Here is a 24,876-nt window from a genome sequence, read left to right as displayed (position 1 = left end):
GCATTGGATATCACTAAGCCAAGATGAGTATCCAACAAATCTAGCTTAGCCAGAATAATATAAGAAGGAATATAGGTCACTGCTGCTGGCAGCATATAGCATAACAGAAGTATAAAAAACAAAAGATTGCCGTAGCGAATACGTAGTTGTGTCAGCGCATAGGCAAACAAACTTGAGTTTATTAAAATAATGATTGTAAGAGACATAGCCACAGTAAAACTATTAATTAAATAGGTACCAAAGGGTGCCGAATGCAACGCCTCAATAAAGCTGTTGACATGAAAATCATCCGGAAGTAATTTTAATGGATGATTAAATATTTCGTCATTAGTTTTCATCGAACCCAGTATCATCCAAACGAATGGGAATGCCATAATGGCTGATAAAAACCATAGTAATCCCTGTCGACTGAGCATGATAAGATTAAGCCCTATCTTTACTCTCTTCTTTTTCTCGGAGCCTGAAGTAGCCAACTTTGCTGGAACATTGTTTATTACCAAGGATGTGTTAATACTCGCCATATACATTACACCATTGATGTTAATTTAAATCATAACAATCGCGTTATCACTCAATCTAGCGATTATCGAGGGTAGTCAGTCATTGTCATATTGCTGATTGTTTTGGCATTAGCATTGGCATTGGCAACTGTTGCTCATACCCGCCAGACAGTGACCTATGCTGTTCGGAGTGATGAACCTCGTCCTTGAGGTTCACCCTGCTGACCGGTGTTAGTGCTGTTCATAACGCTCAGCGTTTTGTCAAACAATTCGAATTATTTAGGGCATCGACCTTAATAATAAACCCAACGCTTACCTATATAAGCATTTATCATTACCAGCGTTGCAGTGATAATGACTATAACCAATGATGTTGCGGCAGCCGGCCCCATATCATAACGTTCAAATGCCTGTTGGAAGTAAAGATAAAATAGCGTCCTTGTTTTTCCACTAGGGCCACCCTGTGTCAACATTTGAAACTGATCAAAGGCAGCCAATGAATTAATAAGATTGATTATTATCAAAAAAAATGTTGTCGGCGAGATCAAGGGTAGCGTGATACGCAGTAAGCGCGTCATTTTGCTGCAACCATCTATCATTGATGCTTCATACAATGAATCAGGTATTTTACCCAGCGCATTAATATAAAAAAGCATTGTCCAGCCTACGGATTGCCATACTGTTACCACGATGACAACAAACATGGCGCTATTACCCTGTTCTAACCAGGCTATGGGGGAAAAGCCCATTAGACTTAATAATGAGTTAACCAGCCCATTTTTCGATGAAAAGACCCAGGTCCAAACTATTGATACTGCTACTGTAGGTGTAATCCAAGGTGAAAAAATAACGGCCCGATAAAAATTACCGCCCATTATTTTATCTCTTAGTAATAATGCCAAGAATAAGCCTAACAGTGTTGTCGGTAAAACCGTCCCCAATGAAAAAATAACGGTATTTATCAGCGCATCAGAAAAATCGCCATCATCCATCATTGAGGTATAGTTTTCTAAGCCAACAAAGTGATAGGAGGGTGATATATAATCCCAATCAGTAAAACTAACATAGATACTACAAATAAATGGAAATAGCCAAAAAACAATGACAGGCAGCATCAACGGAGCAACAAAAAACATATTACGCATCAGTATTCCATTCATACCTGTCAACTCGCTGGGAAATCAATTTTAATACCCTAGGTTATCTCCATTAACCACAGGTGAATTTAAAATTAAGCTTTTGTGATCGTAAAATGCATGCCATTCCAGACAATTTTCAGATTGAAAATTAGAAAAGCCAATAATGCCATGTAGACAACAACACTAAATCATCATACAGACGTCACATAACCGTCATTTTTTGTTGTTAGGTTTGCGCCAATGATATCGATCTCATTGGTACACATGGAGCGTAAAACAGTGTCGGATTTAATCAGCGTCGCCAAACTGGCTGGAGTTTCCCGGGCAACAGCAGCCCGAGCCTTCTCCAACCCGACACTATTACGCCAGGCAACCTTGCAAAAAGTCATGGCTGCCTCCAAGCAGCTTGGTTTTCGCCCCAACCGGATAGCCCAACAGTTACGCACCAAATCGACAAAAATTATTGGTGTCGCCCTGCCCACCCTGAGTAATCCGGTTTTTGCCGAACAACTGCAGGCCATGGAAACCGTAGCGAAGCAGCATGGTTATTCTTTGTTGGTTGCCACCACCGATTACCAGCCAGCACAAGAAGCTGACGTGATCGAAAATATGCTACGCCAACAAGTTGACGGGCTGGTGCTTACAGTTGCCGATGCTGATAACAATACCGTGCTCGATGCCCTGCAGTGGGAAGATATTCCTACTGTTTTGGTACATAACCAGCCACAACGGTTAAAAATCCCCACCATTTGTGTCAATAACTACCGCGCCATGTACGATGCTACTTGCCATATCCAGCAATTAGGACATCGCCATATCGGGATGATTGCGGGACCAATGTGGCAATCGGATCGAGCTCGCCTACGCTATGCAGGCTATTGCCATGCTATGAATTTAAAGGGGTTAGCCGCATTACCTGTCATTGAGATGCCAAAACATACCCAATCTTGCTTTACCACTCTACAACCTTACCTGCTTGGGGAAAATGCCCTGACGGCCCTACTGTGCTCCAATGACTTGCTGGCCCTTAGCACCATCGGCTCTCTGCTACGTGCAGGCTATCAGGTTCCCCAACAGATCTCGGTTATTGGCTTTGATGGCATCGATCTGGGGCAACATCTCTACCCGTCGCTGTGCTCAGTGGTACAGCCAGGTGATAAGTTGGGTCGTCAGGCAGTTGAAAGCCTGCTCGCGCTGTTGAATGGTCAGCCATTATTACCGGGTACTGTCACTCACCATTTTCGTGTCGGTGAAAGTACCGCAAGCCCGCCTAATGTGCAGGGCAATGTTCTGTTAGGTTAATTTTTAGTTCATCACATCAGGGAGTTTTTATGAAAATATCGATTGGAATTACCCGGTTCACTGCGGCGATCCTATTACTTGGGGCCACTGTTATCGGCAATCAAGCTATAGCAGCCGATGCCATCTGTTATAACTGCCCACCGGAATGGGCTGACTGGGGGACGCAATTACAGGCAATCGCCAAAGATACCGGCATCATAGTGCCACAGGACAATAAAAACTCGGGCCAGTCATTGGCACAATTGGTGGCCGAGAAAAATAATCCTGTGGCCGACGTCGTCTATTACGGTGTGACTTTTGGTATCCAGGCTGCAAAATCTGATGTTATCACCAGTTATAAACCCGCCGTTTGGGACGAAATTCCAGCCGGTTTGAAAGATCCACAAGGCAAATGGGTCGCACTGCATTCTGGTACCATGGGATTGATGATCAACGTAGATGCCCTAGGCGGGTTACCGGTACCCAAAAGCTGGAATGATCTATTAAAACCAGAATATAAAGGCATGGTCGGTTATCTCGATCCCTCCAGTGCTTTCGTCGGTTATGTCGGTGCGGTCGCTATCAATCAGGCACAAGGTGGCACCCTTAACGATTTCACCCCGGCCATTAACTATTTCAAAAAATTGGCAAAAAACGCCCCTATCGTGCCTAAACAAACCGCCTATGCGCGTGTGTTGTCCGGTGAGATCCCTATTCTGCTGGATTACGATTTTAATGCCTATCGTGCCAAATACAAAGACCATGCCAATGTCGCTTTTGTGATCCCACAGGAAGGTTCTATCACGGTACCTTATGTGATCAGCCTGGTGAAAAATGCCCCTCATGCTGACAATGGCAAAAAAGTCATCGACTATGTCCTTTCTGATCGCGGCCAGGCTATTTGGGCTAATGCCTATTTGCGTCCTGTTCGTACCAGTACCCTCTCTGCAGAAGCCAAGACCCACTTTCTGCCCGACAGCGAATATGACAGAACCAGCACCGTGGATTACCAGCAAATGGCCGATGCACAAAAGAGCTTCTCTGCCAGGTATCTCAGTGAGGTGCAATAATGCCAACCGAGATTCGTCAACGCCCCTCTGTGGGGGCGTTTTTGTCGCTGAGTTTGCGCCAACGCCTGAAAATGGCGGTTCTATTGACGTTAACCCCAGTAGTGATCTTTTTTTGCACCTTTTGGCTGTTACCGTTTAGCTACCTGATAGCTCTGGGTATGACAGCAGATCGCAGCACTGGCATGAATGCGTATTGGACGGTATTAACCCATCCACAATATTTGAACAGCCTGAAAGTCACCGTGATGCTATCCCTTGCTGTTTCACTGGTGGCGGTGACCATTGCCGCCATTAGCGGCTGTTTTCTGGCACGTAACCGCTTTGCCGGTCGTTCATTACTGCTAGCTATTCTTACCTTTCCGCTGGCATTTCCCGGTGTGGTGGTGGGTTTTCTCGTGGTGATGCTGGCAGGGCGGCAAGGGATATTGGCGCAAGTCAGTTTATGGTTATTTGGCGAACGTTGGATGTTTGCCTACTCACTCAGTGGCTTGTTCGTCGGCTACCTTTATTTCTCGATCCCTCGTGTCATCATGACCCTGGTTGCTGCCTGCGAAAAGCTGGATGTCAGCCTGGAAGAAGCGGCGCGTTCATTGGGTGCCAGTACCTGGCGTATTGTCTGGGATGTGATTGTGCCCGGTATCCGCCCTGCTCTGTTCTCTTGCGGAGCTATCTGTTTTGCAACCAGTATGGGAGCCTTTGGTACCGCATTTACCCTTGGAACCCGGCTCAATGTCTTACCGCTCAGTATTTATGGCGAATTTACCAACTATGCCAATTTCGCTACCGCCGCCGCGCTATCTGTATTACTTGGCGCAGTCACCTGGCTGGCTCTGGCATTAGCGCGCCGTTTTTCAGCCAATAGCCTGGGAGCGGCCGTATGAAACGCCCAATCCTCTTTTACAGCCAATTGGCATTCACCCTGGCGGTATGCCTGTTTATGATCGTGCCGATCGTCATGTCGGTATTAGCCGGATTAACCGAGAATTACTTTATTGGCCTGCGCAGTGGCTTAACCACACGTTGGCTGGTGCAGGTATGGCAAATGTATTCCTCTACCATCTGGTTATCACTGTACATTGCGCTAGCTTGTCTGGTCTGTAATCTGCTACTTGGCGTCCCAGCCGCTTATGGCTTATTAAAAGCCTCAAAGCGTTGGTCCCATTTTATTGAAGAGTGCTTGCTGATGCCGGTGGCGATTCCTGGTTTGGCAACCGCGCTGGGATTGCTGCTGGTCTATGGTCGCTTTCCTCTTTTGCGCGACAGTTGGCAGTTTATTTTGATTGGTCATGTCCTGTTTACGCTGCCGTTTATGATCCGCCCGGTGCTGTCAGTCATGCAAGCCAGCGATATGCGTTCACTGGAGGAGGCTTCTGCCAGCTTGGGTGCCGGTTTTATCCGTCGCTTCTTCACCGTCGTAGTCCCTAATTGTACTAGCGGTATTCTTGCCGGGGCTTTTATGGTGATCACCCTTTCCATTGGGGAATTCAACATCACCTGGATGTTGCACACCCCGCTGACCAAAACGTTACCGGTAGGGCTGTCAGACAGTTACGCCTCAATGCGGTTGGAGGTCGGGTCGGCTTATACCTTGATATTTTTAATCATGATTGTGCCATTGCTGGTTGTGATGCAGTGGTTAAGTAAGTCACGAGCTAAAGAGACGTTACAATGAGTCATCCCATTGGTATTCATCTACGCCAGTGCTCTCGCACTTTTGCACCGGGTCATATCGCGCTACATCCCCTTGATTTGGATATTTCCCCGGGAGAAACCTTGGTGCTGCTCGGGCCATCGGGTTGCGGCAAAACCACCACATTACGGATTATCAGTGGGCTGGAATCACCTGACCAAGGGGGGGAAGTCTGGTTTGGTGATCGAAACGTCACCGAGTTACCTATCGAAAAACGTAATGTCGGCATGGTGTTTCAAAATTATGCGTTATTCCCAAATCTTAATGTGGCGCAAAATGTCGCCTATGGACTAAAAATCCACCGTTTGCCCGAGGCACAAATCCGCCAACGCGTAGCCGAAATGCTCGAAATGGTTGACCTCAGTGCCTTGGCCGAACGCCCCATACAGGCGTTATCCGGTGGGCAAAAACAGCGTGTCTCCCTTGCCAGAGCCATGGCGGCTCGTCCTAAAGTCTTGTTGTTTGATGAACCCTTAGCAGCACTGGATGCCAAGCTGCGTGAACGATTACGGGTGGACATTGGTCAGCTGCTGAACACATTGGGGATAACTGCGGTTTATGTCACCCACGACCAGCAGGAAGCGATGGCCTTGGGCGATCGTGTTGCGATACTGCAACATGGGCGCATTGCCCAGATTGGTACGCCTCGTGAGATTTATCACCGTCCTGCCAATGGGTTTGTCGCTGATTTTATCGGTTCAGTCAATTGCATCCCACTCCCGGGAAGTGGCGAAAGGTATTGTCGTCCTGAAGATGTCCAACTGGTCGCACCAACCGCCACCGGTTGGACTGGCACCGTGATCCACAATCTGTTCCTTGGGCAAAACCAGCGGGTATTAATCGATATCGGCAATAAAACTCCGTTACAAGTCGATTGCAGCCCCCGTGATGTATGGCATACCGGCCAACAAGTCGGGATCCATGTCACGCCAGAAGCCTGGTTTACCGTAAATTGTTCTCAACCAGAAGGCAGCTACCAATGACCCAGCCATTTATGATAGCTCACCTAAGCGACCTGCATATCAAAGCAGGGGGGCGTCTTTCCTACAAGAAAGTCGATACTCTGGGCGCATTATATGCTGCTATCAGTAAACTCAATCGGTTGATACCCAAACCAGATATTGTCGTTATCAGTGGTGATCTGGTGGACTTTGGGCGTGATGATGAATACCACACCCTGCGTCAGGCTCTGAGTACGCTGCGTATTCCGTTTTATGTGGTCCCCGGTAATCATGATGATCGCCAGGCATTACGCCGGGCCTTTTCTGACGCGCAATATCTGCAACCGCAGACTGAATTTATTCAGTGGGTCATTGATGATTATCCTGTGCGCTTGATTGGCCTGGATTCAACCCTGCCCGGTAAGTCCAGCGGGTTATTGTGCCCACAACGGCTGCTTTGGTTGGAACAACAGTTAGCCTTATGCCCAGACCAACCCACCTTGGTCATATTGCACCACCCACCCTTTGTCAGTGGCATTAGCCATATGGATAAGCAGCGTTTAGAGAATCCGCAGGATCTGGCCTCCATTATTCGGCGTCATCCACAAGTTGAACGGGTATTGTGCGGACATTTGCACCGCACTATCGAGACCCGGTTTGCTGGGACATTAGCTTGTAGCGCCCCCGGGTTATCACACCAAGTGGCTCTTGATCTGCGTACCGAGTCACCTGCTCATTTTGTGTTAGAGCCTGCTGGCTTTCTACTGCATTGTTGGTCGGAGGAACAAGGGATGATCAGCCACCACTGCTTAGTGGATGACTATGATGGCCCTTATCCATTTTATGATGCTGCAGGTTTGATTGATTAAAATAGCCCCATCACACTTCTGATAACAGCGAACTTTCTCGCTGTTATCTCCTCCGCGAAGCTTGTGGGGCGGTGGGGCTACTGCGGTGTAGCCCCATAGTAACAACGAATCTGATTAAGCTGATAGGCCATCGCCGTGGCCGTAGAGCAAAAACTCAAGCCGAACGGCAACAGCCACTATCGTGATGCTTGAACCGGAACCGACAACAAAGCAGAAGTCTCATTATCACGGCCTGATGTCGGTAATAAAATTCACTGGCCGGAATTTTTCTTCAAGAAAACGACCATTGGTGATCAGCGCCTCTGCGTCATCTTTATAGACATTTTCCGCAATCTTTTGCAGTTGTTTATACAACAAATCAAGCTGTTCCAGCAGCAGTTGCTTACAGGTTTTACCCCGCTCTATGATATGCAAGGTGGCAAATGCTGTGGGCAATTGCAGATAATTTTTAATCGTTTGCGGAAGATCGCGAGTCACCGCATTAGTCAGAGAAATGACATATTCTGTTGTGGCGGTATTGTCAGAGAGTTTTGGCGCAACGTCAGCAACGATCTGGTGAATATTTTGCAGGTAACCAAACGCCTCCGACGGTAGTTTAGTGCGGGATTGGCGCATTAACTCATCCAGACTGGCGAGCAGATTGACGTGTATAATGTCCTGCTGGGTAGCTACATCAATGACAGGATGATTATTCCACAAGAGCAACCAGCCCACCGCATAAAGCCCACAAACAATCAACAACCACCAGTCGGCAATAAAACCGGAGAAGAAAAAGCCCAGTCCCAACAGTGCCAGCACGCAACCAAGAATATTCTGACTGCTGTAGAGAAACAGCAGTAAACGCATTTTTAATGATATTGCTGGCATTATTGATATCCCCTGATCTCTTTGAAGATCTGTTGCAAGCTGTTCTTACGGCTATCGAACACCTTACCACCGGTCACTTTAGCCAATTGTTGCAACTCTTCAGGGCTCGCCTCACCAAAAAGTACCGGGAAGATTTTGATGCCTTTATCCGCCTCAGCCAATTGTTGATACCAGTTGATAAAGCCGCCTACATCGATTCCTTGATTATTCTCACCATCCGTCATTACCACTATCGAATAAAAACGTCCTGGGTCTTGATGACGACGTTGAGCTGCTTCTATATAGGCCTGCTGGGTCGAAGAGAAAATCGCCGTGCCCCCACCTGCTTGCAATTCATTGATACGCTTATTTAGCGTCGTGAGTGCTCGTTGATGGCTTTGTGGCGTGTTGCCCATAGCAAACGCCTCAGGTGCCGCAAAGATGTCACTGAAAGGCAGTAAGTAAATCTGTTCACGATTCCGAAAACGGGAAAAACGCCCACTGATACTATCATCAGCACCTGATAGACTGAGCAAGGCCTTTTTCAACTCGGTAATGCGCTCTCCGCTCATTGAACCGCTGGTATCCAGTACGAATGTACTGTCTGTCGGTAAACGTAATTCATTGTCAAACGCCGCCAGAATGGTATCGACCACTTCACGCTTGGCCGGGAAAGACAACTCCACTGGGGTCTGCTTCGGTACTTCTGAGGCTGAGACCACATCGGGGTTAACCGGTTGGCGCAAAGTACTTTCGGTCATCCTCTTTTGGAATTCGCTACCATGAAGGTAAGCCACTAGTTTGTCATAAGCATCACGTTTGGCGGCATTGAGCAGCATAATGGGATAATCTGCAGTGACAATACCGTCTTGTGGGTAAATAAGTACCAGCTTTTGTTTCAGTTCCAGATTACGGTTGAGCAGTTGCAGTGTTGACGCATAGTTAATGATACCGTCAACTTTATCCTGATCTTGCAGATAGGCGTCAGCCAACCAGCCAGAGCTACCAGAAGTCAAACGCTGAGCTTTAAAAAATGCGCTTAGTTGCTTGGTATCAATGTCTTTCTCTTCCAGTGCATCGCCTTTACCCGACAAGGCAGCCGCCAATCCCAACAAACCGGAAAAACCCGTATTGGAACTGGTGGGGCTGGTCATACCAAAGGTAAACTTTCCTTTATCAGCGGCTTGCGCGATATCCTTCCAAGTAATATGCGGATTATTTTCCCAGCCCAGCGCTTTTGCTTTCTTTTCTTTGATACCCAGTACCACCGGTGTCAGCATCGTGCGCTCAGAAGCGACAATACGTGCCTTGACTTGCGGTACTAACATGGCATAACGGTTACTTGCCAACCAGGCCAAATCATAATTTTCGCCCGCTTGCAGTTTTTCAATGGCATCAAGCGTACCGACATAATGCATTTGCAGCTTTACACCTGTCGCTTTGGCAATATCCGGTAATAGCGGCTCAATATCTTTCAGCTCCGAACCCGCCAAAACAGAAAGCACAATATTGTTGTTGCTTGCTAGCGCATCCTCGCTGTCCTCACCTTTACAACCGGTCAGTAAAACCACCAAGGTACAGAGCAGAGCGAAAATATTTTTCATGACATCTCTCTTATTAGAGTTTGACGGGGTCAGCAAGAGATTCATCAGCCTGTAATGTGGCCCGAGCCGCAGCATGACGAGTACGATCCAGATAATCCTCTGAACGGGCTATCTGCTCTTTCATCATCTGGTTATTCTTACCCATAACATCAATGGCTTTAGCCCGAAAATTATCCATCGCATCCATCGCATTGAAGGTATTGTTGAACATCTCCTGGATACGTTGGATCCCAACCATCGGGTTTGCAGCAAACTCACCGGTTCTTTCAACATGCTGTCCCAATTGACGTGATGTTTCGACCACCAGATCACCGATAACATTACTTACGCCCTGCAACATCTCCATGACTTCGATCTGATTACCGGTCGCTCTTGCCACTGTCTGCGCCGTTGACAGAGCAGACATCCCGGTGGTCACGACACGATTACAGCCGTTAATCATTTCGCGAGCTGTTTTTTTCAATATATCCATCGACAGATAGGCATTAACATTCACCGCCATTTGGCTCTGCATATCCTGCAAATTCTGGCGAATATAGAATAGAACTTCCTGCTCTAATGCCTTGGCACGGAGTGGTTCACTGACTCTGATCGCATCAATACGGGTGGCCACCTGACTATCAAACTGTTCAGCAAAATAGATAGCCCCCTTCAGCTTCTGCATGGCATCCCATAACTTGACTTTGACTTGATCAATTTCTGCTGCATCTCGTTGCATATCATCACGCGAGGCATAAAGCTGAGTCATAATAACTTTTAGTTGGCTGCCAGCCGTCTGAAATTTACGGAAATAAGCCGTTAATTTGTTACCAAAAGGGATCAGACCCAATAACTTATTTTTCGCCAGCAAATCACCTTGCTTACCTGGATTAAGCTCATCAAGCATATCGCGCATGCTTTGAATTGATTTGAATGCTTCTGAACTCTCAATACCGACAAAATTGCGATCCATAAAGCGGCCACTCATCAATGAAGCCGCATTGGATATCTCCTCTCTACCAAGATTAAAAGCCGCATCCAACCTACTCTGAAAATCCGTGCTATGGACATCTTCATTGAGGATGCTGTTGAGATAATTCATTACCTGCTGATCGATACGTTGTACGACGTCATTCGGTAACGTCACCATCTCTGGTGCTTTAGTTTCAGCAACTGGCGTCAGTATCTCTGGTGGGGTTAAACTCGTCACATCTGTAGGTTGTTCAGACATATCCATGGTGGTTTCCTTATCTAAAAATGGAGATTACTGAAAATTCTTTTCAATACTCTGGATCATGCGCTCAAGCATTTCATAACTTGGCGGGTCAATGACATCAACGAGAGATGTAGGTGCTTGCAATTGGTGTTCAGCAAGAAAAGTAGCGAAATATTCAGGATGTGAAGTGCGATAACCATATTGCGCTGCCATTTTTTGTAATTCAGGATCGCTAGCCAATAGCTCACCGAGACGATTACCATTTTCCGAAAATGGCACAAAAACATGTTTGGTATAAATCGTCGGCTGCGGATAAAGCAGTATCATGTCAGTATTGGGTTGGGCACGTTTTGATTGATATTCAAGAAACTGGCTCTCATAGATCATCACCAGAGGCGCTTTACCCATGCCCATCGTCGTATAATCTTCAAAGGGCCCTGCACTACTCGATTCCTGCAAACCTTGACGTAAAAATAAAGGCGTTACTCGTGGTAATATCGCCGAAACCTGTGACACATTATCGACGACGTTATTATCGTTAAAAATGTAACTTGCCAATGCCAGATACATGGCTGCCGAATTGGAAGTCCGCACATCAGTGGAGTTGATCAGGATACTTTTACCTGTGATATAAGCCGTATTACCAGGCAGTTGGTTCCAACGCGTCCCCTTCTCGATCAGCTTCAACAATTGTTGCATATCGGCAATATAGTAAGCACCATCGGACTGCTTAACGAGAGCCTGTTTTTCCATCACAGGGATTAACGCGCTCCAAGACGCAATCGCCATTGGTGTATAAAATGTGGCATAAACATGTTTTGCCTTGGCTTTTTTCTGCAACTCCAAGGCAGCAGGTGCCCCAGCAGGGAAGCCAAAGTCATAGCCTTGTAAATCACGCGAAGTGATTTGGCGAGATCCGACTTTTTCAGTTTTAACCCGGAAACCGTTGGCTTTGAGTAGTTCAATCACTTTCAAGTCAGCAAAGAAGCCCTCTTTTTCAGAGCCGATCATTCCTTTGACTTCAACAATGCCTCTTGTTGCATCAACTTCACTTTTGCGACCATGTGATATTAATACGGCAACAACGATACCAACTATCAGAACAATTGCCAGAAGCGGCCCCAATACTCGTTTAATCGGCAATTTAGCATCCTTGGATATCATATTTAAAATAGTCTACCCATTAGATTATTACTTTTTTATGACAATTTAATGACGATGTGAAAATTTGGCTACCATGAGTGCTCATCAGTTCCCGTTGCCAACTTGGCAAGCGTAGCAAACTGACAGCTATTACCTGCATGACAATCAAATTTTTCAGGGGATTTATTGAGGGTTTTATTGATTTTTTTATTGATGAAATCATAAAAATATTAAAATCAATAAATTACAACACTTTCCAAATCTAGTCAGAAAAACAAAATTCAAGTAAATAGCGTTCAAATGGAGGCGATGATCCCTCAGCCAGTCCGCCGATATCCTTATCTTTATTTCTCAATGTTCCCAACTGACATCTATTGCTGAATGGCAATGGAGAACACTATCCGTATTGACTCAAGCCGTATTGACTCAAGCGACATGGCACATCAGCCACCATGCCGCTTGAAGTAAGGCAAGTTCTCGTTTAACGATTGCTGGCAACCTGCTGTTGCGTCCAGACCACCGTTTGTGCCGCAAACTGGTCGCTCGCTGCGCCAAAGGCTATCACTACATGCTCCATACTTCTGCCATCAATGGGTTGACGCACCACAAAGCTACGGGTAGCGACCGCTCGGCGATCTGAGAGCCGAACCAGACGCGCATCAAACCGAATCACCACCTCGCCCTGCCCGGCGGTATAGACCGTCTGGAATGAAGATAGATCCCCGCTCAACTCATAGTCGACTTGCAGATTGTCGTCGTCACTGCTCACAGAGGAGAAGCGACCCGCAGCACGAAACTCCTGGATCAAACGGTTGCGCACCAATACTGAGGTAGGATCACTCCAGCGCGAACCACTATAAATGGTGATCTCAGAACCCTGCGGTTGAACAGCAATACGGGAACTACTAAGGAACTGGCTGGTGTTAGGCTGCACGATACGCAGTGACTGCCCTAATTCTGGCCCCCCCGCCGAGGAAGAGGGATTAGCCGGTAACAAGTAGACCTGCGATATTGGGCTTTCCGGCAAAATGCTACAACCAGCCAGTATCATAACCACCATCAGTGCCATCAGTCGTAACCCGGAACGCCACAGGTAATTGGGTAGTGCATTAAGGTAACTCATTTAGGTGTAAACTCCTTGGTACGTTCACGCCCCCTGAGCAAGGCGGAGGGGTTTTCTTCCAGACGATTAAGCGAGGCGCGTAAAGTCGCTAACGTTCTACGCAATTCATCCATCGCAGGGCCAAGATCATTAAATCCGCGTACACCACTGCTCAGTGCTTGCTGATTTTCACTCACCAGTTTATTCAGAATGGCAGTGGTCTTCTCCAGTGATGCCATGGTATTGGCAGCATTACTCACCAGTTGTTTCCCTTGACCATCCAGCAAGGTATTGGCATTGCCCATCAGGCGACTGGCTTGTGCCAGCGCATCATTACTCTGTTTGGTCACCAGCGCCAATTGTTGCAATATGGTGCGAATATCATCACGCTGACCAGCCACGGTATCGGTAATTTTGTCCAGGTTTTCCAACGTATTGGTTAGCCGCCGCTGGTTATCTGGCGTCAGAATCTGATTCAAGCGGATTAATACTTCATTGATATTGGTCATCAAATCTTCACTGCTGCTCAGCAACTGATTCAATGGCGAAGGTGTCGCAATAATCACCGGGATATCACTCCCCTGTGCCGTCAACATCGGGCTGCTTTCACTACCGCCACTGAGTTGAATATTGGCAGTGCCAGTAATACCAGCCATGGCCAAGCGGGCACGGGTGTCCTGGCGGATCGGGGTTGATGCGGTTACCCTGATGCGCGCCCATACCTTAGTAGGCACCTCTCTATCCAGGCGTAATTGCACCACCTCCCCTACGCGGATCCCGCTGTAATTAACCACACTACCCTGGGAAAGGCCGTTAACTGACTCATTAAACACGATGTCGTACAGCGTAAACTCGCGATCACTGCCAGATTTAGTCAGCCACACGCTGAAAAACAACACCGCACTAAAAATGATCAGCGTGAATAAGCCAATGAGTACATGGTGAGCTCGGGTTTCCATTTCTTATTGCCTCTCTGCTATGTTCATGACGGCTTGCTGTGCTGCTCGCCCACGCGGGCCGTGAAAATATTCCTGGATCCAGGGATCATCCGTTGCCGCGACTACGTCCAGTGAGTCCACCACCAACACCTTTTTCTGCGAGAGTACCGCTACGCGATCACAAATGGTGTAGAGAGTATCCAGATCATGGGTCACCAAAAACACCGTTAACCCCAAGGCATCGCGCAGTGTGCGGATCAAGTTATCAAAAGCAGCTGCACCAATAGGATCAAGCCCGGCGGTGGGTTCATCAAGAAACAGGATTTCCGGATCGAGCGCCAATGCCCTGGCCAATGCTGCACGCTTAACCATACCGCCTGACAGTGAAGCCGGGTATTTATTACCCGCATTGCCGGGTAGACCCGATAGCGCCAGCTTGACCTGCGCCAATTGCTCCGCATCATGGCGCTGCAAGCCACCATATTCAATTAACGGCAACGCCACATTTTCTGTCACCGTCAATGAGCTGAACAACGCTCCGCGCTGAAACAACACGCCAAATCGCCGTTCTACCACTGAACGTCGCTCCCCGGACAGTGCCATCAGATCCTCACCGAAAACCTGAATTTGGCCGGCAGTTGGGCGGCGCAAGCCGACAATAGTGCGCAATAACACGGATTTCCCGGTACCCGAGCCACCCACGACACCGAGTATCTCGCCACGGCGTACATCCAGATCCAGATCTTCATGCACACATTGTTTGCCAAAACAGTTACGCAATTTGCGGATACGGATTATGGCTTCCGGCGTTGACTGGTTCACCATCCCATCTCCATAAAAAACAGTGCAGCGACCGCATCCAACAGGATCACCACAAAGATTGAGTGTACGACGCTGGCAGTGGTGTGAGAGCCCACCGATTCAGCGCTGCCAGTCACCTTAAACCCTTCCAGGCAACCAATAATAGCAATCAGGAATGCAAACACTGGTGCCTTACTCATCCCCACCAGGAAATGCTGAAAACCACCGCTACTTTGCATAATGGTCAAAAACATGGTGGGAGAGATATCCAGAGTCAACGCACAGACTATCAACCCGCCAAAAATCCCGCTGATCATGCCGATAAAGGTCAGCATCGGCAAAGCCAGTAACAGTGCCAACACCCGCGGCAGCACCAGTAGCTCAACGGAATTGAGCCCCAACGTCTGAATAGCGTCGATCTCTTCATTGGCTTTCATCAGCCCGATTTCTGCAGTGAAGGCACTCGCGGTGCGGCCCGCCATTAAGATGGCAGTCAACAGCACCGCAAATTCGCGCAGGAATGAAAACACCACCAGATGAACAGTAAAGATACTGGCACCAAAGGTTGATAATACCGTTGAGCCAAGAAAGGCAATCACCGCCCCCACCAGAAAAGTGAGTAACATAATGATCGGTACCGCGTTAAGGCCAATCTGCTGCAGGTTGGCGACCAGTGAAGTGATACGCCAACGGGAAGGACGCCACAGGCTGACCACCAAGGTATTGAGTGTTAGGCCAATAAACCCAAGCAATTCAACCAGATTTTGCCAGAAATTGGCCATCGACTGCCCCACCGTGGCCAACAATTCAGTCACTAGGCCTGGTGCTTTTTCTTCAGCTGGTTGGTGGAAATCGTGTAAAGCATGGCCGACTGTTTCCAGCAAAACTCGCCGCTCGGCAGGCAATGAAGGGGCAATCTGTTGCAGATTGAATATTCTTTGCTCTCCCAGCAGTTTGACCAGTAATGCCGCTCCGGCGGTATCCAGAATACCTAGCCGGCCAAGATCAAAAACAACGCCGGAATGAATACGGGCTTGCAATTGCTTAACCGCGGGTTCTAACAAGCGATAATTCGCTAATACCCAATCTCCAGATGCGGAAACTCTGGGTGGCTGGGTGCTTTCATCCAAATTGAGTAATGTTTTAATCTGTTGTTCTGTCATAAAAAGAACCCGTTCCCTAAAGCTGACCAGCCAAACAGCTAACTGAATAATGCTAAGTTAATTAAAGCTCAAAAAAAACAGATAACAATTCAGGGCAAGAACCTTTTTTATCGCACATACCTTTTTATTGCACACACCTTTTTAACGCACGTACCTTTTAATCGCACATACCTTTTTATTGCACACAAACTAGCGTAGCGGGTTTGAAGCAATTTGCTATCTTATGGCTAAATTTCAATAGGTGGCGCTCGGGATCCTGCCAGATGGTAACTGAATGACAAAGCAATCAAAACAGCAGAAATCATAGCGATACCATGGCTGACAGTTTGAGCCACATGGGTACTGGTTAGCAGGGCAAACCTTAACGGTTACGACTCGCCCTGCTTACTTTGCATTACTTCACTTCACCCATGGCTTTCAAATTCTTGGAGAGCTCACGGCGCTCTTTCGACAGGTCCGCATTTTTGATGATGTAATCATCAACACGGTCTTCATAATCGCTGCGCATATTGGCGATGATGCCTTGGATGTCTTCAATACTCATGCCAGGTTTGATGTACTCGCTCAAGTTGTCAAGCAGCAGTACCCGCTTCTGGTTATCACGAATTTTTTTCTCGTTATCGACAATTTCACGTTGTAGCTTGTTTTTACGGCGGAACATACGCACAAACTCCAGCACGTTCTGAAAACTCGGCTTAATTGCATTATCCATCTTTATACCCTTGCTTTAGTAATATACAGATTCAATTGAATACGCACACAATGCTACCAAGATACAGGTTTGTCGGCGTCAGGCACAACTGTCATTGACGTATTTTACCTATAATTAACACACTGCCCCGCTGTTAATAACAATGGATGTCATCGTGAATGCCCCGTCATCATGTGCTCCACAGGCCATTCTTGATGCACAGCGGTAATGGCATTATCAATCTAGGGTAAAATCAATATCCAGATTTGCTTGGCTTCATCCCTTGTGCGATTACAATAGGCGTTATTCTTATCTCACTGAAGAGATGCCATTTTGAGCAGTAAGGCAAACCCGACTTTTTATATCCATGACTATGAAACCTTCGGTAAAAGTCCATCACTGGATCGCCCCGCGCAATTTGCCGGGGTGCGCACTGATTTAGATTTCAACCTTATCGAAGAGCCATTGGTTGTTTACTGTGCGCCTGCCGATGACTACTTACCGGATCCCGAAGCGGTCATGATCACCGGTATTACTCCACAGCAAGCGCTAGCTAAAGGCGTTAATGAAGCCGAGTTTGCCCGCCAAATCCACCAGGCATTCAGTGTTCCCGGCACCTGTATTTTAGGCTATAACAATATCCGTTTCGACGATGAGGTCAGCCGCAATATTTTCTATCGCAGTTTCTACGATCCCTATGCTTATAGTTGGCAAAATGGCAATTCCCGTTGGGACTTATTGGATGTGATGCGCGCCTGCTACGCCCTACGGCCAGAAGGTATCCACTGGCCAGAAAATGACGATGGTTTGCCCAGTTTCCGCCTGGAGCACTTGACGGCGGCCAATGGCGTAGAACACCAACAGGCTCATGATGCGATGTCCGATGTCCATGCGACTATCGCCATGGCTAAGTTGGTTAAACAGGCACAGCCCAGATTATTTGACTATTTGTTGCAGCATCGTAATAAGCACAAACTGAATACGCTGATTGATATTGCAGAAATGACCCCCTTGGTCCATGTTTCCGGTATGTTTGGTGCGGCACGCGGCAATACCAGTTGGGTTTCACCGCTTGCTTGGCACCCGGATAACAAGAATGCCGTTATCATGTGCGATCTGGCTGGTGATATTACCCCTTTGTTGACACTGAGCGCCGATGAGCTGCGGGAACGCCTCTATACCCCTCGCAATCGCTTGGCGGCAGATCAGGCACCAATACCCATCAAACTGGTGCATATCAATAAATGCCCGGTACTGGCTCCTGCCAAAACCTTACTGCCAGAAAATGCCGAACGCTTAGGTATCGATCGCCAGGCCTGCCTTGAGAACCTGAAGGTACTGCGCCAACACCCGGAAATTCGTGAAAAAGTCGTCGCACTTTTTGCCGAGGCGCCGACTTTCACCCCGAGTAACAATGTTGATGCTCAGTTGTATGAAGGTTTCTTTAGCGATGCCGACAAAGCAGCCATGAAGATCATTCAGCAAACCAAACCGCAGGATCTGCCGCTGCTGGATTTGACCTTCGGCGATAGTAGAATCAAAGCGCTGTTATTCCGTTACCGCGCACGTAATTACCCGCAGACCCTGGATGATAGCGAACAACGCCGTTGGCTGTTACACCGCCAGGATGTGCTGAATACCGATAGGGTACAAGAGTATCTGTTGCAATTAGACGCGCTGTACCAGCAGTACCAAGGGGATGAAAAGAAAACAGCGCTACTGAAAGCGCTGTTTGATTACGGTAAACAATTGGTGGGATAAACCCAGCCACCGCACAGGGTGAATATCAATTGATAGGGCTCAAGCTTATTTATTGCTGAGCCCCTCCAATCAAACTACGTCCTCGCAGGCTTGCGGCACTGGCAAACGGAAGATGCGGGTAACAAACGCCAGGTAGATCAAACCAATGGATGCCCAAATCAGCCCCAATATCATTGAGCTGGCTTCCAGGTTGATCCACAGCGCACCCACCGTCAGTGCCCCCATCAGCGGTAATATCAGGTAATTGAAGATATCTTTTGCCGTCCGATTACGTTTCTCACGAATATAAAACTGTGAGATCACGGACAGGTTCACAAAGGTAAAGGCAATCAATGCACCAAAGTTAATCAATGCCGTTGCAGTGACCAAGTCGAACTCGATGGCAGAAAGCGCTATCACACCAACCAGCAATACGTTGAGGACAGGTGTACGCCATTTTGGATGCACATAGCCAAAGAAACGCTCCGGGAACACGCCATCACGCCCCATCACATACATCAAGCGGGAAACCCCCGCATGAGCAGCCATGCCTGATGCCAGCACCGTTACACAAGAGAATACCAAAATCACTGACTGGAAGAACTTACCGGCCACATACAGCATAATTTCTGGCTGTGAAGCCTCAGGATCCTTGAAACGCGAGATGTCTGGGAAGTAAAGCTGGACAAAATAAGACACCACAATAAAGATGATGCCGCCAATCAATGCCGTCAGGAAGATCGCTTTCGGGATCACATTCTCAGCGTCTTTGGTCTCTTCAGATAATGAGCTGATGCCATCAAAACCAAGAAACGAAAAACAGAGAATGGTTGCACCGGTAATCATTGGCACAACATGGGCATTATCAGACCAGAACGGGCGGCTACTGACTAACGTACCACCACCTTCGCCGTGGGAAAGGCCATACACCACCAACCCCAGAAACACGACCATGATCGCCACCTGCACCACCACAATAATGGAGTTCAGGTTTGCCACCAATTTAATGCCGCGCAGGTTGAAAAAGGTCATCAACCCCACCAACACCACTACAAAGATCCAGGATGGTATGCCTGGGAAAATCGCTTCCAGATATATTTTTGCCAGCAGGATGTTGATCATCGGCATGAACAGGTAGTCCAGCAGGGATGACCAGCCAACCATAAAACCGACATGAGGGTTGATGGCTTTTTGCGCATAAGTATAGGCAGAACCGGCAGAAGGATATTTCCGCACCAGTTTGCCGTAGCTCAACGCAGTAAACAGGATCGCCAACAATGCAAATGCATAGGCGGTTGCCACGTGGCCATCTGTCAGGCCAGAAACAATGCCAAAAGTGTCAAAGATAGTCATTGGCTGCATATAGGCCAAGCCCATCATCACCACTGGGACGAGAGTTAGCGTTTTACGCAGTTTTACACGTTGGCCGGCAGGTGCGGCGCTGATGTTGTTATCGGACATTGCGCAGCCTCCCCTTACCTTGAGCCTGACGGATACTTAATACCCTAAGACTTAAGGTTGCGGGGAAACATCGCAACAGACGACTGAATTCTAAAAGAGGGACAAGAGAAGCAGGATAACGAGGCGAAATTGCCTTGATTGCTCCATAGTCGCTGCCACGGCAGCGGAAACCGGTGAGTACCGGTACTAAAGTGAAAAAGTGCCCCATTATTCTTATCCTCATGATTCACGACCATAAAGTTTTGTTTGATCGTGACAAACTATTTATCTATCCGGCTCGATGTCCGGCCTCGCTTGGTGTGTGAAATTCACAGTGGTTACGCAATGCAAAAAAATAACCGACGCGTTAAAACGTCGGTTATCTGCATTTCGTGTATTTTGCACATTTGGCTGCTGAAAAACAAGCCCTGAAAACCCTTACGACAAACTCTTTTTGCAACAAACTATTTTAGTGATTAACACAGCTGCGGCAGGTGGCAGAACGACCTCCTACCTGCCGCCATCACCAGCAAATCACTGTTTATTAGCATCCCACTTCGGGAACTCCATTTCATCGTATTTCACAATACGGGTACCGCGTGTCAACTTATAACCAAACCAGATCACCAAGAACAGCGGAATACCAATATAAGTCGCCGTCACTCCATACCAGTCAATTCTGTCTTGCAGGAAAGCCTGATAATTTTGCCCTAAGGTAATGATCAAGCAGAGTACAAAGGCAAAAATAGGCCCTAACGGAAAGAAACCGGATTGATAGGGCAGATCGTTAAGGTCTAACCCACGTGCCACATAGCCACGGCGGAAGCGGTAATGGCTGATAGCAATCCCCAACCAAGCGATAAAACCGGTCATCCCCGAGGTATTGAGTAACCACAGATAGACTTCCTGGTTGCCAAACATGGAGCTGAGGAAGCAAAGCCCTGCGACCACCGTGGTGGCATACAGTGCATTACGCGGTACACCCCCTTTAGATAACTTGGCAAAAATACGTGGTGCTTTCCCTTCGGAAGCCAAAGTGAACAGCATACGGGTTGAGGCATACATCCCAGAGTTACCGGCGGAGAGCACCGCCGTCAGGATCACCGCATTCATCACTGCAGCCGCGGATAACAGACCGGCGTGCTCGAAGACCAGGGTAAACGGACTGACGCTGATATCTTTCACATCGTTGCGCAGCAGGCTAGGATCGGTGTAAGGAATGATCAAGCTGATGATCAGAATCGCAAAGATATAAAACAGCAAAATACGCCAGAACACTTGCCGCACCGCACGGGGAATATTCTTGCCAGGATCTTCTGATTCACCCGCCGCAATCCCGATCAGTTCGGTCCCTTGGAAGGAGAAGCCAACAATCATCGCCACCCCGATCATGGCTGAAAAACCACCGGCAAAAGGTGCATCGCCAATGGTCCAGTTATGCCAGCCAGCCCCTTCACCACCACGTAAAATGCCGAAAATCATCAGCATGCCGAGGCCAATAAAGATGATCACGGTACTCACTTTAATCAGCGAGAACCAATATTCTGCCTCACCGAAGCCTTTAACCGAGATGTAATTCAGCAGAAACATCACGCCAAGGAACAGTGCACTCCAGATCCAGCCCGGGGTATCTGGAAACCAGTAATTCATCACCAACTGTGCAGCGACCAAGTCAACTGCGATGGTCACCGCCCAGTTGTACCAGTAGTTCCAACCGAGGGCGAAGCCAAAGCCCTCTTCAACATATTTGGCCCCATAGGTGGAAAATGAGCCGGAAACTGGCATAAATGCGGCTAATTCACCCAAGCTGGTCATCAGGAAATAGACCATCAGGCCGATAAGCGCATAAGAAAGTAGTGCCCCCCCAGGACCAGCCTGAGAAACTGTTGCCCCTGATGCAACAAATAGACCGGTACCAATAGAGCCGCCAATGGCAATCATGGTCAAATGCCGCGCTTTCAACTCACGGCGTAATCTCGGTGCTGGTTGCCCCGTTGTTTTTATATCCATTCGAGCCTTTCTTACCCTATATTTATACTGGTATGTCAAAAATGAGGGGCAGATTGTAGCAAATACCCGCCAAGGCACTAGCAGCAATGCGCTAATATAAGATAGCTTCATAATCCAACGCTGATTATTAGCAAAACCCTAATGTCCTAACTTCCCCCTTCACTGGCGCTCAAGATCCGCTAGCGGGACCGCGCAATAATTCAAGAAACGTTGTAATGCATGAGACAGATGCTTCTGCCGATGATGGATCAAGTACAGCGTCCGCCTCAGAGGCGCTAATGGGATCTTAAGTTCAACCAGCACCCCACTGTTCAGCTGTTCCTCAACCACTCGCCGTGAAAGGCAGCTAATGCCAATACCGTAACGCACGGCGTGCTTAATCGCCTCGGAGTTACCCAACTCCATGACCAACTGAAAATGGGGTAATTTTGCCAGCAACAGGTGATCCAGCACTTCTCGCGTGCCGGAACCCTGCTCACGCAGGAGCCAGGGCGCACGGGCCAGCGCATCCAACGTAATGGGATGTAGCAACAACGGATTATCTGGCGCGGCAAAGACCACCAGTTCATCATCCAGCCAGGGATGAGTCACCAGTTCCGGCCTATGACATGGCCCTTCTATTAAGCCCAGATCAACACGAAAATCAGCGACTGCGACAATCACTTCCTGGCTGTTTCCGACGTTTAACTCCAATGGTGTAGCAGGAAATTCTTTCCGATAGCGGGCCATCATCTCTGGCAGCATATAGTTACCAATCGTGCTGCTGGCCGCGATACGCAAAGCAGCACTATCATGCCGAAACAGTTGCTCTATTTCGCCAGCTTGTTCCAGCAGCGCCAGGGCTTTAGGGTACAACAAACGACCATGCTCATTAATGACCAAGCGTTTGCCCACCCGATCAAACAGCAGCACATGCAATTGCCCTTCCAGATCAGCCAGCGCCGCGCTAACTGCTGATTGTGATAAAGCCAATACCGCAGAGGCTTGTGTGGTTGAGCCCCCTTTTAGCACTTCGCAGAAGACTTCCAGTTGGCGCAAGGTGATGTGCATATTCTGCCTCAAGGTCAAACAACGACCGTTCTATACCAGTTATTCCGATAGGTTATAAATATATAATCAATTTCTTTTTTAGATCACCAGCATTTATCCTTCCAGCTAATAAATTGATAGAGGATTGATTAATGGCAAGTGATACCACCCCAGCCTGCCCTGCACGCCATTTACCCCAATTTGGCATCACCAAGCTGCTAGCGGGTCTGCTGCTGACCGGTGCATTAACCGCACTGGCAGTCTGGGCGAGCAATATTCCCTGGATTGCTGATTTGGGGCTAGGTGCCCTAACGCTGGCAATCTTACTCGGCATCGTGGTGGGCAACACGGTTTATCCCTGGTTGCAACCCCGTTGTCATGCTGGCGTCCAACTGGCTAAACAGCGCCTGCTGCGCCTGGGGATTATTCTTTATGGTTTCCGCTTAACCTTTCAGCAAATTGCTGATGTAGGCGCCGCTGGCATTATTATTGATGCACTTACCCTTGGCACTACCTTTCTACTGGCCTGCTGGCTAGGCAGAAAAGTCTTTGGCATTGATAGCCAGACCACCATGCTGATCGGTGCAGGCAGCAGTATCTGTGGTGCCGCCGCCGTGATGGCTACTGACCCGATATTAAAAGCTGACTCCAGCAAAGTGGCAGTTGCCGTCTCTACTGTGGTGGTTTTTGGTACCCTTGCTATCTTTGCTTACCCCTGGCTGTATCATCTCAATCAGCACTTTCAATGGCTGCCGTTCAACCAACAAGCCTTCGGTATCTATATTGGGTCTACCGTTCATGAAGTCGCCCAAGTGGTGGCGGCGGGTCATGCCATTGGACCGAATGCAGAAAATGCGGCAGTGATCACCAAGATGATCCGCGTCATGATGCTGGCCCCTTTCCTACTGCTGCTATCCGGCTACCTTAGTCGCCGTAATAGCAATGGTAACCAGAGTGAAAAATCTGCCATTACTATCCCTTGGTTTGCGGTGTTATTTATCGCGGTGGCCGGGTTGAATTCGTTAAATTTGCTGCCAACCATGGTGGTACGGCAACTGATCACCCTCGATACCTGGATGCTGGCGATGGCGATGGCGGCATTGGGGTTGACCACCCATATCAGCGCGGTACGGCAAGCCGGTGTAAAACCCATTTTGCTGGCAACATTGCTATTTATCTGGTTGGTTATTGGCGGAGGTGCCATCAATCAGTTAGTACAGCATGTACTGTAATAGCCTTTTACTCTACCCAGGTTGATTCAAGTGACAAAGCAAGCAAGTGGCACCCCAATCATCAAACCAAGCACGCATGACTTGAAACAACCTGATATTATCCTCAGAGATCCCCTCATTTTTAGAGACTCAAATAATGCCAAGTGTGCGGGTATATAACCGATGCTGCCTCAGGTAATAAGTAAACTTCTCCATCAACAATATCGCGTAGGCTTCTTTCATTTTAGGCAGTAATTGATAGTAGATAACACCTTGTCGGAAAAATGAATATGTTCGGCTTTTGCTGGTATTGACCTTGATCGTTCGCTCCAGACCCGCGCTGTCTCCTGCCTTGCCCAGCAGCGTCAACAGGACTATCGCCAGCGCACTGAACAGAAATAATCGATCGCGTCTTGCCGGATTTTTGATCCGAACCTGACCCATTCCCATGCCAAATTTATAGTCCTTGATGT

At 48.0% G+C, this 24,876-nt stretch carries 21 protein-coding genes and 2 pseudogenes; 8 read left to right on the top strand and 15 right to left on the bottom strand.

Translation table 11 applies throughout. From position 1 onward, the window contains the following. Window positions 1-521, bottom strand: a pseudogene (locus IO95_RS03610) (carbohydrate ABC transporter permease); the annotation flags it as partial. Between the two features lie 272 nt (window positions 522-793). Continuing rightward, complete coding sequence (locus IO95_RS03605; RefSeq protein ID WP_023492890.1) at window positions 794-1,645, bottom strand: carbohydrate ABC transporter permease; 852 nt, start codon at window positions 1,643-1,645, stop codon at window positions 794-796. 273 nt (window positions 1,646-1,918) lie between these two features. Here IO95_RS03605 and IO95_RS03600 point away from each other — a divergent pair, with 273 nt between their 5' ends. From IO95_RS03600 to IO95_RS03575, 6 genes are all read left to right on the top strand, one after another. Then, window positions 1,919-2,941, top strand: a complete 1,023-nt coding sequence (locus IO95_RS03600) for a LacI family DNA-binding transcriptional regulator (RefSeq protein ID WP_037383879.1) — start codon at window positions 1,919-1,921, stop codon at window positions 2,939-2,941. A 29-nt stretch (window positions 2,942-2,970) separates the two neighbouring features. After that, on the top strand, window positions 2,971-3,990 hold the full coding sequence (locus IO95_RS03595) for an ABC transporter substrate-binding protein (protein WP_023491461.1): 1,020 nt from the start codon (window positions 2,971-2,973) through the stop codon (window positions 3,988-3,990). Window positions 3,991-4,061: 71 nt separating this feature from the next. After that, on the top strand, window positions 4,062-4,871 hold the full coding sequence (locus IO95_RS03590; protein ID WP_235186729.1) for an iron ABC transporter permease: 810 nt from the start codon (window positions 4,062-4,064) through the stop codon (window positions 4,869-4,871). Then, the gene (locus IO95_RS03585; RefSeq protein WP_023491459.1) at window positions 4,868-5,662 is read left to right on the top strand and encodes an ABC transporter permease; all 795 of its coding nucleotides are present in this window, start codon (window positions 4,868-4,870) and stop codon (window positions 5,660-5,662) included. Before IO95_RS03590 ends, IO95_RS03585 begins: the two co-directional genes overlap by 4 nt. Beyond that, on the top strand, window positions 5,659-6,663 hold the full coding sequence (locus IO95_RS03580; protein ID WP_023491457.1) for an ABC transporter ATP-binding protein: 1,005 nt from the start codon (window positions 5,659-5,661) through the stop codon (window positions 6,661-6,663). Before IO95_RS03585 ends, IO95_RS03580 begins: the two co-directional genes overlap by 4 nt. Next, window positions 6,660-7,490 carry a phosphodiesterase gene (locus IO95_RS03575; protein WP_023491456.1) on the top strand — a complete coding sequence of 277 codons (831 nt, stop codon included), beginning with the start codon at window positions 6,660-6,662 and terminating at the stop codon, window positions 7,488-7,490. Before IO95_RS03580 ends, IO95_RS03575 begins: the two co-directional genes overlap by 4 nt. Before the next feature lie 225 nt (window positions 7,491-7,715). Here the strand turns inward: IO95_RS03575 and IO95_RS03570 are convergent, their stop codons facing one another. The 9 genes from IO95_RS03570 to tmaR form a co-directional block, all read right to left on the bottom strand. Continuing rightward, the gene (locus IO95_RS03570; RefSeq protein ID WP_023491455.1) at window positions 7,716-8,357 is read right to left on the bottom strand and encodes a hypothetical protein; all 642 of its coding nucleotides are present in this window, start codon (window positions 8,355-8,357) and stop codon (window positions 7,716-7,718) included. Next, window positions 8,357-9,940, bottom strand: a complete 1,584-nt coding sequence (locus tag IO95_RS03565) for a substrate-binding and VWA domain-containing protein (protein ID WP_023491454.1) — start codon at window positions 9,938-9,940, stop codon at window positions 8,357-8,359. The genes IO95_RS03570 and IO95_RS03565 overlap by 1 nt, the downstream gene beginning before the upstream one ends. A gap of 13 nt (window positions 9,941-9,953) precedes the next feature. After that, a complete protein-coding gene (locus IO95_RS03560) occupies window positions 9,954-11,156 on the bottom strand; it encodes a toxic anion resistance protein (protein WP_023491453.1) in 1,203 nt (400 codons plus the stop codon). A 27-nt stretch (window positions 11,157-11,183) separates the two neighbouring features. Then, window positions 11,184-12,278 (bottom strand): hypothetical protein, encoded by a 1,095-nt coding sequence (locus IO95_RS03555; protein ID WP_051791087.1) that lies wholly within the window; start codon window positions 12,276-12,278, stop codon window positions 11,184-11,186. Between the two features lie 481 nt (window positions 12,279-12,759). Further along, window positions 12,760-13,401: an ABC-type transport auxiliary lipoprotein family protein gene (locus tag IO95_RS03550; protein WP_023492168.1), complete on the bottom strand. Its 642-nt coding sequence runs from the start codon at window positions 13,399-13,401 to the stop codon at window positions 12,760-12,762. Next, the gene (locus IO95_RS03545) at window positions 13,398-14,339 is read right to left on the bottom strand and encodes an MlaD family protein (protein ID WP_023492167.1); all 942 of its coding nucleotides are present in this window, start codon (window positions 14,337-14,339) and stop codon (window positions 13,398-13,400) included. The genes IO95_RS03550 and IO95_RS03545 overlap by 4 nt, the downstream gene beginning before the upstream one ends. 3 nt (window positions 14,340-14,342) lie before the next feature. Beyond that, window positions 14,343-15,143, bottom strand: coding sequence for an ABC transporter ATP-binding protein (locus IO95_RS03540; protein ID WP_023492166.1), 801 nt, complete (start codon window positions 15,141-15,143; stop codon window positions 14,343-14,345). Then, a complete protein-coding gene (locus IO95_RS03535) occupies window positions 15,137-16,282 on the bottom strand; it encodes an ABC transporter permease (protein ID WP_023492164.1) in 1,146 nt (381 codons plus the stop codon). Before IO95_RS03535 ends, IO95_RS03540 begins: the two co-directional genes overlap by 7 nt. Window positions 16,283-16,676: 394 nt before the next feature. Next, complete coding sequence (gene tmaR / locus IO95_RS03530; protein ID WP_023492162.1) at window positions 16,677-16,994, bottom strand: PTS system regulator TmaR; 318 nt, start codon at window positions 16,992-16,994, stop codon at window positions 16,677-16,679. 312 nt (window positions 16,995-17,306) lie between these two features. Between tmaR and sbcB the strand changes: the two genes are divergently transcribed. Then, window positions 17,307-18,734, top strand: a complete 1,428-nt coding sequence (gene sbcB / locus IO95_RS03525; protein WP_023492161.1) for an exodeoxyribonuclease I — start codon at window positions 17,307-17,309, stop codon at window positions 18,732-18,734. 69 nt (window positions 18,735-18,803) lie between these two features. Here sbcB and IO95_RS03520 read toward each other — a convergent pair whose 3' ends face one another. The 3 genes from IO95_RS03520 to yieE form a co-directional block, all read right to left on the bottom strand. Then, the gene (locus IO95_RS03520; protein ID WP_023492160.1) at window positions 18,804-20,174 is read right to left on the bottom strand and encodes an APC family permease; all 1,371 of its coding nucleotides are present in this window, start codon (window positions 20,172-20,174) and stop codon (window positions 18,804-18,806) included. A 513-nt stretch (window positions 20,175-20,687) separates the two neighbouring features. Further along, window positions 20,688-22,163: an amino acid permease gene (locus tag IO95_RS03515; RefSeq protein WP_023492156.1), complete on the bottom strand. Its 1,476-nt coding sequence runs from the start codon at window positions 22,161-22,163 to the stop codon at window positions 20,688-20,690. Between the two features lie 159 nt (window positions 22,164-22,322). Next, window positions 22,323-23,213: a DNA-binding transcriptional regulator YeiE gene (yieE, locus tag IO95_RS03510; RefSeq protein WP_023492155.1), complete on the bottom strand. Its 891-nt coding sequence runs from the start codon at window positions 23,211-23,213 to the stop codon at window positions 22,323-22,325. A gap of 131 nt (window positions 23,214-23,344) precedes the next feature. Between yieE and IO95_RS03505 the strand changes: the two genes are divergently transcribed. After that, entirely contained in the window at window positions 23,345-24,424 is a 1,080-nt protein-coding gene (locus IO95_RS03505; protein ID WP_023492154.1) for a YeiH family protein, read from the top strand. A gap of 129 nt (window positions 24,425-24,553) precedes the next feature. On the opposite strand, the pseudogene IO95_RS03500 reads toward IO95_RS03505, so the two are convergent. Then, window positions 24,554-24,876 (bottom strand): annotated as a pseudogene (locus IO95_RS03500) (IS4 family transposase); the annotation flags it as partial.

It is taken from the genome of Serratia sp. DD3 (assembly GCF_000496755.2).
Note: the sequence above shows the minus strand (reverse complement) of the source record. Positions and strands in the feature narration are given on the sequence as shown.

Excerpts from the sequence above, each read along its gene's own strand:
- IO95_RS03590 (WP_235186729.1), top strand. The coding sequence starts at position 4,062 with ATGGCGGTTCTATTGACGTTAACCCCAGTAGTGATCTTTTTTTGCACC.
- IO95_RS03605 (WP_023492890.1), bottom strand. The coding sequence starts at position 1,645 with ATGCGTAATATGTTTTTTGTTGCTCCGTTGATGCTGCCTGTCATTGTT.
- tmaR (WP_023492162.1), bottom strand. The coding sequence starts at position 16,994 with ATGGATAATGCAATTAAGCCGAGTTTTCAGAACGTGCTGGAGTTTGTG.
- IO95_RS03580 (WP_023491457.1), top strand. The coding sequence starts at position 5,659 with ATGAGTCATCCCATTGGTATTCATCTACGCCAGTGCTCTCGCACTTTT.
- IO95_RS03575 (WP_023491456.1), top strand. The coding sequence starts at position 6,660 with ATGACCCAGCCATTTATGATAGCTCACCTAAGCGACCTGCATATCAAA.
- IO95_RS03505 (WP_023492154.1), top strand. The coding sequence starts at position 23,345 with ATGGCAAGTGATACCACCCCAGCCTGCCCTGCACGCCATTTACCCCAA.
- IO95_RS03515 (WP_023492156.1), bottom strand. The coding sequence starts at position 22,163 with ATGGATATAAAAACAACGGGGCAACCAGCACCGAGATTACGCCGTGAG.
- IO95_RS03570 (WP_023491455.1), bottom strand. The coding sequence starts at position 8,357 with ATGCCAGCAATATCATTAAAAATGCGTTTACTGCTGTTTCTCTACAGC.
- IO95_RS03585 (WP_023491459.1), top strand. The coding sequence starts at position 4,868 with ATGAAACGCCCAATCCTCTTTTACAGCCAATTGGCATTCACCCTGGCG.
- yieE (WP_023492155.1), bottom strand. The coding sequence starts at position 23,213 with ATGCACATCACCTTGCGCCAACTGGAAGTCTTCTGCGAAGTGCTAAAA.
- IO95_RS03565 (WP_023491454.1), bottom strand. The coding sequence starts at position 9,940 with ATGAAAAATATTTTCGCTCTGCTCTGTACCTTGGTGGTTTTACTGACC.
- IO95_RS03560 (WP_023491453.1), bottom strand. The coding sequence starts at position 11,156 with ATGGATATGTCTGAACAACCTACAGATGTGACGAGTTTAACCCCACCA.
- IO95_RS03535 (WP_023492164.1), bottom strand. The coding sequence starts at position 16,282 with ATGACAGAACAACAGATTAAAACATTACTCAATTTGGATGAAAGCACC.
- IO95_RS03595 (WP_023491461.1), top strand. The coding sequence starts at position 2,971 with ATGAAAATATCGATTGGAATTACCCGGTTCACTGCGGCGATCCTATTA.
- IO95_RS03550 (WP_023492168.1), bottom strand. The coding sequence starts at position 13,401 with ATGAGTTACCTTAATGCACTACCCAATTACCTGTGGCGTTCCGGGTTA.
- IO95_RS03520 (WP_023492160.1), bottom strand. The coding sequence starts at position 20,174 with ATGTCCGATAACAACATCAGCGCCGCACCTGCCGGCCAACGTGTAAAA.
- IO95_RS03540 (WP_023492166.1), bottom strand. The coding sequence starts at position 15,143 with ATGGTGAACCAGTCAACGCCGGAAGCCATAATCCGTATCCGCAAATTG.
- IO95_RS03545 (WP_023492167.1), bottom strand. The coding sequence starts at position 14,339 with ATGGAAACCCGAGCTCACCATGTACTCATTGGCTTATTCACGCTGATC.